The 14,249-nt window shown below is 34.8% G+C and carries 9 protein-coding genes; 6 read left to right on the top strand and 3 right to left on the bottom strand.

What is annotated here, in order from left to right; genetic code table 11:
* Window positions 1-287: 287 nt before the first annotated feature.
* The 4 genes from Q9968_RS08425 (at window position 288) to Q9968_RS08410 (ending at window position 6,024) form a co-directional block, all read left to right on the top strand.
* Entirely contained in the window at window positions 288-1,202 is a 915-nt protein-coding gene (locus Q9968_RS08425) for a carbohydrate kinase family protein (RefSeq protein ID WP_305515369.1), read from the top strand.
* A gap of 232 nt (window positions 1,203-1,434) precedes the next feature.
* Window positions 1,435-2,733, top strand: coding sequence for a phosphomethylpyrimidine synthase (gene thiC / locus Q9968_RS08420; RefSeq protein WP_305515367.1), 1,299 nt, complete (start codon window positions 1,435-1,437; stop codon window positions 2,731-2,733).
* Window positions 2,734-3,180: 447 nt separating this feature from the next.
* Entirely contained in the window at window positions 3,181-4,764 is a 1,584-nt protein-coding gene (gene lysS, locus Q9968_RS08415) for a lysine--tRNA ligase (RefSeq protein ID WP_305515365.1), read from the top strand.
* 69 nt (window positions 4,765-4,833) lie between these two features.
* Window positions 4,834-6,024, top strand: a complete 1,191-nt coding sequence (locus tag Q9968_RS08410) for a cytosine permease (RefSeq protein ID WP_305515363.1) — start codon at window positions 4,834-4,836, stop codon at window positions 6,022-6,024.
* Window positions 6,025-6,058: 34 nt separating this feature from the next.
* Here the strand turns inward: Q9968_RS08410 and Q9968_RS08405 are convergent, their stop codons facing one another.
* From Q9968_RS08405 to Q9968_RS08395, 3 genes are read right to left on the bottom strand one after another with little or no spacing between them, the layout of a single operon-like run.
* On the bottom strand, window positions 6,059-6,436 hold the full coding sequence (locus Q9968_RS08405; protein ID WP_305515361.1) for a hypothetical protein: 378 nt from the start codon (window positions 6,434-6,436) through the stop codon (window positions 6,059-6,061).
* A 1-nt stretch (window position 6,437) separates the two neighbouring features.
* The gene (locus Q9968_RS08400) at window positions 6,438-6,908 is read right to left on the bottom strand and encodes a nucleoside deaminase (protein ID WP_305515359.1); all 471 of its coding nucleotides are present in this window, start codon (window positions 6,906-6,908) and stop codon (window positions 6,438-6,440) included.
* Between the two features lie 35 nt (window positions 6,909-6,943).
* Window positions 6,944-8,047, bottom strand: a complete 1,104-nt coding sequence (locus Q9968_RS08395) for a hypothetical protein (protein WP_305515357.1) — start codon at window positions 8,045-8,047, stop codon at window positions 6,944-6,946.
* Window positions 8,048-8,205: 158 nt separating this feature from the next.
* On the opposite strand from Q9968_RS08395, the gene polC reads away from it, so the two are divergent.
* On the top strand, window positions 8,206-11,493 hold the full coding sequence (polC, locus tag Q9968_RS08390; protein WP_305515355.1) for a DNA polymerase II large subunit: 3,288 nt from the start codon (window positions 8,206-8,208) through the stop codon (window positions 11,491-11,493).
* Between the two features lie 247 nt (window positions 11,494-11,740).
* A complete protein-coding gene (gene nrdD / locus Q9968_RS08385) occupies window positions 11,741-14,059 on the top strand; it encodes an anaerobic ribonucleoside-triphosphate reductase (protein WP_305515353.1) in 2,319 nt (772 codons plus the stop codon).
* Window positions 14,060-14,249: the final 190 nt, after the last annotated feature.

The following is a 14,249-nucleotide window of genomic DNA, read 5'->3' as shown; positions in this document are numbered from 1 at the left end:
ACCTCATAATCAATCACTCAATTATAAGTTTCAATAGGGAAAATCCCGTCATAACTGTGATTGAAATAAAATTTCACTGATTTAAATGGGAAATAGACCCTAACTTGTCGCACTAATACTTTTCAAATGCCCTTGGAAAAAATGAATATTAGATAATTATACATATTAAGTAACATCACTCATTTTTACAGTTTATGAAATTGCATATAAACGACCATATGCACTTTCAAAAGCATTAAATAATGATGAAACACAATATTATATTGAAAAAATAAAAAGGCGATATTATGGTTAAAAACAGAGATTTAGTAGCGGTTGGCCACTCTGCTCATGATTATATTATAAGAGTGCCTAAATTTCCAAAAGCTAATTTTTCAGCTCCCATAACCAATATGGAAACTTTTAATGGTGGGGCGGCTGCAAATGTGGCTTGTGTTGGAGCGAAGTTAGGATTGAAAACCTCCCTTGTTTCAGCTGTCGGTGGGGATTTCAAAAAAAACGAATATTATGAACATATGCAAAATTTAGGTGTCGATACTGATTCATTAATTATAGTTCCTGGCGAAGCAACACCTACAGCATTTGTCTTAACTGACGATAATGATGACCAGATCAGTTATTTCTACTGGGGTGCAGCACGTGAATTTGCAGAAAGCAAAGTACCGGCAGCAGCTATTAAAAATGCTGAAGCAGTTCATTTAGCTACCGGTGATCCTAATTTTAATTGGAAATGTTCACAAGAAGCCAAGGATGAAGATTTGCTTGTTTCATTTGATCCCGGTCAGGATCTTGGAATGTATGATACTAAAAAACTATGTGACGTTATTAAAAATACGACAATACTATTTGGAAATCATCATGAAATTGAAAGAATCCTTGATGCACTTGAAGTTGATTTAGACGGCCTTAGAGCTCTTGGACCTAAAATAATCGTTAAAACTTGCGGCGATATCGGTAGTGAAATTTATTCAAACGAGGAAAAAATTATTATCGATGCTGTTAAAAGAGATGCAGTTGACCCAACAGGTGCTGGAGATTCCTACAGAGCCGGATTTTTATCAAGATTCTTAAATGGAGAATCACTTGAAGAATCTGCTAAATTTGCATCATCAGTTTCATCATTTATCGTTGAACATCAAGGTTGTCAAACCAATATGCCTACTTTTGATGAAGCATTTGAAAGAATGAATGAATTTTATTAATTCTTTTATTTTTTCAATTATACTTTATTTTTCTCAAAACACCTTTATTTTTGTTATATCTACATAAAATTTACTATTTTTTAAAAAAAACTTGATTTAAATCAATAAAGTTGGAATTAAAAAATATCCTACTAATTTAAATACTATTAAATTAAAATAAGAAATTATCAACTTTATATGATAAGAGTATAAAGTAAATTTGACTATTTTAAATCTATGTGGAGAGATAATAATGACACAAATCAGTGATGCTAAAAAAGGCATTTTAACAGAGGAAATGAAGCATGTTGCCAAAATTGAAGGTGTAAGTGAAGATTTTATTTTAAAATCCGTGGCAGAAGGCACTATTGTAATACCTGGAAATGTTCACAGAGACATTGAAGCTGCAGGTATTGGAGCAGGACTTAGAACAAAAGTGAATGCGACAGTGGGAACATCAACCGACATTGTTAATTTCGATGAAGAAGTGGAAAAGGCACAAATTGCAATTGACCATGGCGCAGACTGCTTAATGGAGTTAAGTATTGGTGGAGACTTGGATGTAATAAGAAGAAGAGTTTTAGACATGTCCCCACTACCTGTAGGTTCAGTGCCAGTCTACCAAGCAGCGATTGAAACTATAAGGGAAGAAGGTTCCGTAGTCTACATGGAAGAAGATAAATTATTCAACACCATTGAAAAACAAGCAAAAGATGGTATTGACTTTATGGCAATTCACAGCAGCATTAACATTGAAACATTAACCAGGCTCAAAAGACAAGGCCGCGTAACTGGACTTGTATCCCGTGGAGGATCATTCATGTCCGGTTGGATTGTGGAAAACGAAAAAGAAAACCCACTATACGAAAACTTCGATTACGTATTAGAAATCGCAAAAGAACACGATGTAGTATTATCTCTTGCAAACGGTATGAGAGCAGGATCTATTGCTGATTCGACCGACAGGGCACAAATACAGGAATTGATTATATTAGGCGAATTAATTGACAGATCCCGTGAAGCAGGAGTACAATGTATGATTGAAGGCCCAGGACACATTCCAATTAATGAAATTCCGACAAATGTAATGATTCAAAAGAAAATGTGTTCAAATGCACCTTTCTACATGCTTGGACCTATCGTATGTGACGTAGCACCAGGTTATGACCATATCGTATCGGCTATTGGAGCGGCATCCTCTGCAAAAGCGGGTGCTGACTTTATCTGCTATGTAACTCCAGCAGAACATTTAGCTCTCCCAGACCCTGATGATGTAAAAGAAGGAGTTATTGCAACTAAAATAGGAGCATATGCAGGAGATTTGGCAACTGGTAGAATCGACGGCACACAAGACCTCGCGATGGCAGAAGCTCGTAAAAAACTTGATTGGGAAGCACAATATGAATGTGCAATGTTTCCTGAAGCTGCACGTGCAAAAAGAGACCAAAGACCACCTGAAGAAGAAGACACCTGTACCATGTGTGGCAACTACTGTGCAGTAAAAATCGTGAACGAATGGTTAGACCAATCTGATTCTGAATTAATTAAATAGATATCCCATCTATTTAATTCTCTTTTTTATTATTTGATATGTGAGATAAAATTTATTCCCTTTATTATTCTGGCATGTATTTTTCTTCGACATGTATCGTATAAAAGCAGAGATATGTTCTATTTCCATATTCTGATTACAATCATCTATTTAAATTATTTACCTATAGGCCGTACTGTTTTCTTTTCCTTAGAGTTTTATAGGGGATATGCATCCCAATTAGTTTAGAATATTGTGTTTAAAAAATAATAGATAATTACCCAATACTTAAATAAAATTAATTAATATTCTAAACAAACTACTATCATCACTTGAATATCTCTGAATATCAAAAAAATGCCGCACGAGTTTTTTAAAAAGACAAATCGATATAATATTTTTATATTATTAAATATAAAAACAAGATTAATATAAAACTTATTTTTATTATTATAATGGAGAATATAGATGACACATTGGATTGAAAATGTAGCTACTGAACTGGCTAAAAAAGATACAGAAGAACATATTATTGCAAGTGGAACATCCATATCAGGTTCCATTCATATTGGAAACTCATGCGATATTTTTATAGCTAACGCAATCGGTAAAAAATTAAGAGAAATGGGAAAAGAGGCAAAAACAATCTGGATTGCTGATGACCACGATCCTTTAAGAAAAGTCCCATATCCTTTACCTGAAGATTATGACAAATACCTGGGGATGCCATATTCAATGATTCCATGCCCTGACGGTTGTTGTGATAACTTTGTAGAACACTTTGAAAAACCTTTGCTTTCAGTGATGGAAGATTATGGAATTGAAATGGAAACCAAATCCGGTTTTGAAATGTATAAAAACGGAGATTACCTTGACTACATTAGAACTTCACTTGAAAAAGTTGATGAAATCAAAGAAATCTTTAACGAATACAGAAGAGAAAAATTAGCAGACGATTGGTTACCGTACAATCCGATTTGTGATGAATGCCATAGAGTAAATACCACTTACGCATATGACTACAATGGAGATACCATCAAATACAGATGCGAATGTGGCCATGACGGTGAAATGGACATTAAATCTGGAAATGGTAAACTTACCTGGAGAGTTGAATGGGCGGCAAGATGGAAAATCTTTAAAACTACTTGCGAACCATTTGGAAAAGACCATGCAGCAAGTGGCGGATCATATGATGTAAGTAGCGTGATTTCAGAAAAAATATTCGACTATCCTGCACCATACCCAGTGCCATACGAATGGATTACTCTTGATGGGGAAGCCATGAGTAAATCCCACGGTGTTTTCTTTGCTCCTGAAGAATGGTTAAAAGTTGGACCTGCAGAAAGCCTTAATTACTATTTATTTAGATCAAAACCTATGAAAGCGAAAGATTTCTCACCAAAAATGCCTTTCTTAGACTTCATTGACCAGTTTGATACAGTTGAAAAAGTATTCTACGATGAAATAGAAGCTCCATCTGAAAAAGAAGGTAAAAAATTCAAGGAAATCTATGAAATAGTTCAGATTAATGAAGGCAGCCCTCTGCCTTTCAGACCTTCATTTAGATTCTTAGTTAATGCTTATCAAATAGCTGGTGATGACCTTGAAAAAATATTCGGCATTCTTAAAAGGAATTCACAGTTAACTAAAAGCTTTGAAGATAAAGAATTCTGCGATTTAACTGAAACGGAATTAGCCCAATACAGACAAAGAGTTGATAATGTAATTTACTGGTTGGATACTTATGCACCTAAATTTGTTAAATTCCAAGTGCAAGAGAAAAGTATACCGAAATTACCTTTAACCACTGAACAAGACAAATTCTTAACTGACCTAGCCGGTTTGATGGAAACTACTGAGTTCAGTGATGCAGCTGACCTGCACGATGCAATGTATGAAATCTTAGAAGCTCAAGAATTAAAACCGCAAAAAGGTTTCCAAGCTATTTATAAAATGATTCTTGGACAAAAACAAGGCCCAAGAGCGGCGTCATTCTTGTTGAGTTTAGACAAAGACTTTGTTGTAAAAAGATTAAGAAAAGAAGCTTAATCTTTTAACTTTTTATTTCTTCAGAACAGCGTTCGTGATTTTAATAATTTTCCCACTAGGAAGTAGAATATGGAAAATCCCACAGGAATTTTTACAAACACTTTAATATGGTTTGGTGTTGCAATATCAGTTTCTGAAATCGAAGCAGGTATTCAAATAGCTTCAGCGTCTTCACTAAACTCATTATGGCTCCCATTAGTCCTTGGACATGTACTTGGCGGAATATTGCTATTTTTCATTGGGTTTATTGGTGCAAAACTTCGAATAAATGCAATGGAAACAACAAAATCGGCTTTTGGCAAATATGGATCCAAGTTTTTTGCAACATTGAATGTATTGCAATTAATTGCATGGGTAGCGGTATTGAATGCACAAGGAGCGGTTGCCCTTGTTAGCCTGAATTTGCCAATATCTTTTGAGATGACTTCGGCTATTCTTGCAGCACTTGTTGGCCTATGGGTTTATATTGGACTTCAACGTTCAACAAAAATAACAACAAGCGTCATGTCAGTATTGATAGCCTTACTTGTAATATTGTCTGTTAAATTGTTCGTGTTCAGCACCCCTGCTGGAGTGAATTCGATTTTTAGCAGCTCACAAGCGCTTAGTTTTTGGAATATCTTTGAAATTTCGATTGCAATGCCTATTTCATGGTTGCCTGTAATATCTGACTACACCAAGGATGTTGAAAATCCTGTTAAGGCTACAGCAGCATCAGCAATAGCATACACACTTGCAAGCCTATGGATGTATTTCATAGGAATTGGGGTTGTCAGCATTGGATCAAAAAACATTGCAGATGCCATACTCATAATGGGCCTTGGAACTCCTGGAGTCATAATCATGGTGTTTTCAACCGTGACTACAAACTTGTTAGCAACAAATTCGGCGGGGGAATCTGCAAAATCCATTTACAGCAGACTAAATCCCAAAATTGCAGGAGTTATAGTCAGCGTCTTAAGTGTAGGAATTGCCATTTCAGGAATTATGAATCATTACATAGGTTTTCTTTATCTAATTTCATCAGTGTTTGCTCCAATGGCTGCAGTGCTACTGATTTCGTTTTACTTTAATAAAAATGATGAAGACAATGTTATTCATTGGAAATGGAATATGTTTGCATGGTTTGTAGGATTTATGGTTTATCAATTGGCAGGATTATTCGATTCGGTTGTCTTAGGACCAACATTACTTTCAATTATAGTTTCAGCAACACTTACATATTCCTATGTATTATTGCAAAACAATATATCATGTTAAAACGTTGAAAAGAAACTATTAAATCCTATTAACATTAAATTAAACTTTTAAATTCCTTTTTCATTAAAAGTTCATCAACAAATTGATAATCTAATTTTTCAAATATCTCAACCAAAATGTCTTCGCGACTATCGAAATTAACTACAACACTTTTAAATTCATAATCCATAGCTATTTTCTCAAGTTGCCTAATTAATTTATAAGATATTTTTTCACGATTATCATAAGAGTTTAAAAATAAGGTGGTGATTTCAGCAGATTTTGAGTCATATGCCTTAAAACTAGCGCAACCTACTGTCTTTTTATAATTATTTAAGAGTAAAGCTATCTGAGGGCCTTCAACACTGCATCCAAAAGATTTGCAGAATTCAATAAATCTTTCATCGTTCTCATCTGTTACTATTATTTCCATTTTATCTTGATTCTGTAGTGTTTCCGACTTTATTAAGTTCATCATCCCAAATTTCACAATTATTACATGAGAATTCTAAAAATAAGTCACGACATTTAATATCGTTTAATACAACTACTTCAACATCATTACATTTTAATAAGTTCTCAGCACCCATCAATGTAGTATTGTCCCCAATTACAACACGCGGAATATTATATAATATTACAGCACCTGAACACATCGGACAAGGTGACAATGTAGTATATAAACAGCATCTTCTGTAATCATCATAACATAAGCGACCCGCATTTTCTATTGCATCCATTTCAGCATGCAAAATTACAGAATTGTTTTGAATAAGACGATTATGTCCTCTGGATATTATCTCTCCATCTCTAACAAGTACAGATCCAATAGGAAGACCTCCTTCAGCTAAAGATTTTTCAGCTTCCTTAATAGCCTCGCCCATAAAATAATTATCAGATTTCATGAAAAAAATAATGTTATAAATGGAATTTAATTCATTTATTTGAATCTAGTGAATAATCCTTTTCTATTGGATTCTTTTTCTAATGCATCTTCAAGTTTTTTGACCCGTTTTCTTAAATTTGAAATTGTTTTACCGTTTTCATTAGATAATTTATCATAAGTGCTCTCTTTAATTTTTAATTGAGTTTTAAGAGCAGATATTTCTTCTTTGTAAACAGAAATTTCCTTTTCATTTTTTGCATCAAGTTCATCTTTATAATTTCCAAGGTTAAGGATTTCAGATCTTAGTTTGTCAATTTCTTCTGAAAAAGAAATGTTTTCTTTTCTTGCACTAGACAATTTTCTTTTTAACTCGTTAACTTCGTTAGATAACTTAGAATTATCCTTTAAAAGTTTTTCAATATCGGTTTCATCAAGTTTAGCTTTAAGATCAGATATTTTGGATTCCAAATCTTTTTTAAGGTTAGCGAGTTTGGATTCGAATTTATCAGATTTTACTTTATAGACTGCTCTTTCAGCACCTAATTTAACAATATTATTACTTAAATCCGCATTAATATCTAATTGGTCAAAATATTTTCTAGTGGATTTTTCAAGCGCTCGAGTTAATTCATTTTTAAGATTTTTAAGCTCGGCATTTTCCTTTTTAAGATCGGGAATTAGTTTGTTAGTTAAGTAGTTAAGTTCATCTGATTGATTAGATAATTTTTTATCTTTTTCATTTAACTTATCTTTAAATTCATCTAATTTAGAAGGTTTTGGTTTTGGTTGTTTTTTAGGTTCTTCAACATCCTCTTCACCAGATTCTTCAACTGTTTCTTCAACTACCGGTTCAGGAACTTCCTCATCAACTTCCACAACAGGCTCTTCACCAATATCCTCATCAGCCACTTCCCCATCAACTACCGGTTCAGGAACTTCCTCTTCAACAGATTCTTCAACTAATGGCTTTTCTTCTCCAATAGCCGCTGGTTTTTCATCAATAGTTTCTTCAACTACAGGATTAGGAACTTTATTTTCAGCAACTGGTTCCTTAAAAACTTTTTCATCTGTTTTAACTACACGTTTGTTTTTTAATTTATCTAAATCTAATTTTACTTTTTGCCCATACATAGCATTTAATGGTTTATCATCAGACATTAAAATCACCATAATAACAATACTACTTAATATAAATTCAACTACGATATACACTAATAGATTAATATCTTGAGATATTTAAGTATTATTAAAAAATTTAATAATCATGAAAACTAATAGTAACATACTAAATTAATTTTGTAACTTGTGGCGATACAATGGATTATTTTGATAGATTAGAACAAGAAACCAATCACCTATACGAAATTGCTAATATGGCAAGGTCACGAGGTTTAGACGTTGAAACAAAAACTGAAGTACCACTTGCAAAGGATTTGGCTGAAAGAGTAGAAGGGCTTGTAGGTCCTGAAGGTGTAGCGCAAAGAATTAAAGAATTGGAAACAGATTTGGACAGGGAGTCTGTTGCTTTTGAAATTGCCGCCGAAATTGCATCTGGAAAGTTCGAATTAAGTGGTGAAAAAGCAAAATGGAATGAAGAGCAAAGATGTGACCAAGGCTTAAGAACTGCTCTTGCTATTTTAACAGAAGGGGTGGTAGCAGCTCCTTTGGAAGGAATTTCTCAAGTGAAAATTAAAGAAAACTTTGATGGGACAAAGTATATTGGAGTTTACTTTGCAGGACCAATTAGAAGTGCTGGAGGTACAGCGGCTGCATTGGCTGTGCTTTTAGGAGATAAAATCAGAAGAGCAATTAATATTGATGAATTTAAACCAATCGATGATGAAATCGAAAGATATGTAGAAGAAGTTGAGCTTTACGAGTCCGAAGTTACAAATTTACAATACTCGCCAACGCCAGAAGAAGTGAGATTTGCCGCCAACCATATACCCGTAGAAGTTTCAGGAGAGCAAACTGATAAAGTAGAAGTGTCCCATAGAGATTTAGAACGTGTGGAAACTAATAATATTCGTGGCGGAGCGCTTTTAGCTATGGTTGAAGGAGTTATCCAGAAATCTAAAAAGATTAAAAAAATCGCTAATAAATTAGGTCTTGACTGGGATTGGCTTGAAGAGTATTCAAAACCTAAAACAAATGACTCTTCAGACGATAGTGGAAATTCAGACGTTGCCAGCGAACCAAAATATATTCAGGACATTATTGGAGGAAGGCCCATTCTTGGATATCCTTCCGAAAAGGGCGCATTTAGATTAAGATATGGAAGATCTAGAAACACAGGCCTTGCCACTATGGGAGTTCATCCAGCTACTATGGCATTGCTTGAATTTTTAGCAGTAGGAACACAGCTTAAAATTGAATATCCTGGAAAAGGAAATTGTGTCGTTCCGGTGGATTCTATTGAAGGGCCAACTGTTAAACTTAAAAACGGCGATGTAATAATTATTGATAGTGTTAAACAGGCACGTGAACTTAAAAAAGATGTTGTCGAAATATTGTTCCTAGGAGATATGCTTGTTGCATTTGGTGAGTTTTTAAGAAACAACCAACCGTTATGCCCATCAGGATGGGTTGAAGAATGGTGGATTCGACTATTAATGAGAAGTGAAAACTTCAATGATGACCTGGATTTGCACAGGCTTGAATATGATTATATCTCCTCTGTTGAAGCTTTTCAATTATCTAAGGATTATGGTATACCTCTCCATCCAAAATACACTTATTGCTACAATGACGTGAGCATTGAGGATTTGAATGCTTTAATTGATTTGCTTGAAAAATCCAAATCAACTTACAGTCAGGGAAAAGGAATTGAACTGGAGTTATCCTATCCAAAAAGAGTTTTGGAAATTATAGGCGTTCCCCATATTGTAAGAGATGGAAAAATAATTATTGATAAAGATCACTCTTATGCCCTTTTAGTAACACTATCCAGGAAATTGCCTGAAATGAAAACTACTATTGAAGCTGTCAATAGTGTTTCGCCTGTTGAAATTAAAAACAAAGCTCCGGCCTACATTGGCACCCGTGTAGGCAGACCTGAAAAATCAAAAGAAAGGTTGATGAAACCTGCACCTCATGGATTAATCCCTATTGGCAATAATGGTGGAGCTAGAAGATTAGTTGCAACAGCTGCTAAAAAAGGCAATATTAAAATAGACATTTCAAGAAGGAAATGTACTAACCCCGAATGTGGAATTAGCTCATTTGGTGCACTTTGTCCCAAATGTGGCCATCCAACTGAAATGGGCAATCCTTCTAAGAAGAATATTCCTCTTGGAAGCATGCTTAAAAAAGCATCTGATAATGTTAAAGTAAGACGTGTTGATGAGGTTAAAGGTGTTGTCGGTATGATTTCAGAATCAAAACTGCCTGAACCTATTGAAAAAGGAATACTGAGAGCTAAACATGAAGTATTTACTTTTAAAGATGGAACAATACGTCACGATTCAACTGATCTGCCGCTGACTCATTTCATTCCAAGAGAAATTGGAGTTAGTGTTGAAAAATTACATGAAATGGGTTATGAAAAGGACTGCTATGGAAATCCGATTGAAAATATTGACCAAATTATTGAGTTAAGAGTGCAGGATATTGTAATATCTGAAAATTGTGGGGAATATCTGCTTAGAACTGCTCAATTTATTGATGATGAGCTTACAAGGTATTATGATATGGATCCGTTTTATAATGTTAAAGAAAGAAGTGATTTGATTGGACATTTAGTGGCAGGTCTTGCACCCCATACATCCGCCGGAGTATTGGGAAGAATTGTTGGATTTACAAAAGCATTAGGTTGTTATGCTCATCCTTACTTCCACTCTGCTAAACGTAGAAACTGTGACAGTGACGAAGATGCTGTAATGTTACTTTTAGATGCTTTAATTAACTTTTCAAAGACTTACTTGCCAAACACTAGAGGAGGCAGTATGGATGCTCCTTTGGTTTTGTCCTCAAGAATTGACCCTGAAGAGATAGATGACGAGTCCCACAACTTGGATATTTTTGAAAGATTCCCTGTTGAGTTTTATGAAGAAACATATACTCCACATAAACCTGCTGATGTACTTGAATATATTGACAATGTTGAAATGCATTTAGGAACTCCCCAGCAGTATGAAGGATTAATGTTTTCTCATCATACTTCAAGCATCCATGCAGGACCTACAGTTTGCCTTTATAAGAGGCTACCTTCCATGAAAGAAAAAGTAGAAGCACAAATTTCCCTTGCTGAGACTATTAGAGCTGTTGATCAACGGGGTGTTGTTGAAAAGGTTTTATCTTCACATTTCCTGCCAGATATTATGGGCAATTCCCGTGCATTTTCCAAACAAAAAGTCAGATGTACAAAGTGTGGAGCCAAATATCGCAGAATGCCCCTTAACGGAAAATGCAGATGTGGAGGTAATTTAATTTTATCTGTATCAAAAGGATCGGTTACCAAGTATCTTGAAATTTCAAGAGATCTGGTTAACAGATATCCCGTATCACATTATCTCGAGCAACGTCTTGAAATCCAAGAATACGGTATTAACTCGTTGTTTGAAAGTGATAAATCCAAACAGAGCTCGCTGGATGTATTCTTCTAGATACTTCCCAAATGCTCTCTTGGATTATTGATTTTTTATATCAGCAATATAAGATAGTTCAGAGCATATAAACTTTGTTCGGCTCAAGACGAACATTTTATATATGATTAAATCCAATGTATTAAATAGAAGTTCGTGTAATTGCGAACAATAATTATACAAGGGAGTATTAATACTATAGTAAGTGAGAGGCACCCCTCTCAGAATTTGACATATAAATTTTTATTAATGGAAAAATGGTGTGAAAATGGAAAAAATATCAGAATTAGGAAATAATTTACAAGAATCCATTAAAATCAATGTAGAAAAAAACAACGGAATTAAAGAAAGATTTAGTTACGAAAAATTAATGAAATCATTAATTATGGTCGAAACTCCATTTTTTGAGTCAGACAAAATAATTGCAACCGTAGTGTCTCAACTATATGATGGAATTAAAACCAAAGAAATCAAAAAAATCGTGCACGAATGCTTAGAAGACATTGATCCTGAAATTGCAAATAAATATTTAGCAAGTACTCAATTAAAAGTACGCACTTCCAGAGATACTATCGAAGCATTTGATTTATCAAAAATTGCTAACACATTAATTGAAGAAACCGGAGCTAGCCAAGAAACCGCTTTCGAAATTGCCACTGAAACATGGAAGGAACTCAAAAAATTAAATGTGGAATACTTAACTGCACCTATGATTAGGGAAATAGTTAACACCAAATTAGTAGAATACGGATTAGAAGATTTAAGAAGCCGTTACACTCGTTTAGGTATTCCCGTATACAACATTACCTCTTTAATCGAAAATGGTAACAGAGATAATGCAAACATGATTCACAACCCAGAAAGTATCCACAAGCATGTAGCGGACGAAGCACTGAAACAATATGCACTCTTAAAAATGCTGCCGGCACACTTAGCAGATGCACACATGTCCGGTGACATCCACATACACGATTTGGAATTCTTCGCAGGAAGACCTATGAACTGTATGCAACATGATATCAGAACTTTCATCAAATACGGGCTTAAAGTAGATGGTACAGGTGACCACACCTCCATTGCAGGTGCACCAAACCATATGGAAACTTTAATGAACCACACTGGTGAAATTATGCTTGCAGCACAGCAAAACATGTCTGGTGGACAAGGAATGTCCTTATGGAACGTGTTTGTTGCACCATTTGCAAGAGGCAGAAGCTATGAAGAAATCAAACAGTCTGTGCAAATGCTTATCTACAACTTAAACATGGCATACGCAGCTCGTGGATCACAAGTTCCATTTACCAGTATGGCATTGGAATTTGGTGTTCCTGATTTCTTAAAAGAAGAAACCGCATACGGGCCAAAAGGCCAGGTTGTTGGAACTTACGCTGACTTTGAAGATGAAACTAGATTAATCCAGAGAGCATTCACTGAAACATTACTTGAAGGAGATAACGAAGGTAAACCTCATTTATTCCCAAATACTATTTATACCTTAAGGCCTGAAACAATGACCGGTGAATACGAAGATGATTTAAGACTAGTGCATGAATTATCTGCAAAATTCGGTTCATCTTACTTTGTAAACATGTTCCCCGAATACAGAGGAAAAATGGCAAACTACATGGGATGCAGAACATGTTTACAAGATACCTGGACTGGTGACTGGGATCAAGATTGTTTAAGAACCGGTAACCTCGCATACGTAACCTTAAACTTCCCAAGAATCGGATACCAATCCAAAGATGAATCTCAGGTATTTGAATATTTAGACGAATACATGGATTTAGCAGTTGAAACTTTAATGCTTAGAAGAGAACAAGGATTAAAATGTTTAAATGATTTCCACATTTTACCGTTTTTAAAACAACAAGTAGGTGAAGATTCATACTACAGAATCCAAAACTCAACCTTATCCTTCGGTTTTGTTGGACTTAACGAAATGTTATTGAGCTTGTTCGGTGAAGGAATTGAAAACCCTGACTCTAATAAATTCGGTGTAAAATGTCTCGAATATGTTAATGACAGAGCTAAAAAATTACAGGAAGAAACCGGACTCAGATGGTCTGTTTTACAAACCCCTGCCGAATCTACCGCTTACAGATTTGCAACACTTGATAAAAAACAATATGCCGATCAGGCTATCGTGCAAGGTGATGGAAACGCTAACTACTACACAAACTCCTCACATGTACCTGTAGATACTGGATTGTCATTAGTTGAAAAAATCAAAATTGAAGAACAATACCACAGATTAACTCCTGGTGGACACATATTCCATGCATTCATGGGAGAATCTTACTCCGATCCAGATTCATTAATGAGTTTAACTAATAAAATCGCAAGAAAATCAGATATCGGATTCTGGGCTTACAGTTCAGCATTGAGCTTCTGTTTAAATTGTAAAACTTTAATGAAAGGACTTAACAATGCTTGTCCTACCTGTGGTGAAAAAGAAGATGTAGAATGGTATGACAGAATTACCGGTTACGTGCAACAAGTCGGACGTGCAAAATCTGCATCCGGAGGATGGAACCCAGGTAAACAGCAGGAACTAATGGATAGAAGAAGATTTGAAGATAACTGAAGTTATCTTCTTTTCACACCATCTTAACAACACCATATTAATCTGTTTTTAAAAATACTTCCAACTATAATGTAAGAATTTCTTTAAAGTGCAATCACCTAAGTTTTTGAAAGAGCCCACAACCATCAAAACTAAAAGTATATTAATAACATTAAACTAAAATTATAATATTATCATATCACTGATGGTA

Source organism: Methanobrevibacter sp. V14 (genome assembly GCF_963082475.1).
Classification (GTDB): Archaea; Methanobacteriota; Methanobacteria; order Methanobacteriales; family Methanobacteriaceae; genus Methanocatella.
The sequence above is the reverse complement of the archived record's forward strand: the minus strand, read 5'-3'. Positions and strand labels throughout refer to the sequence as shown.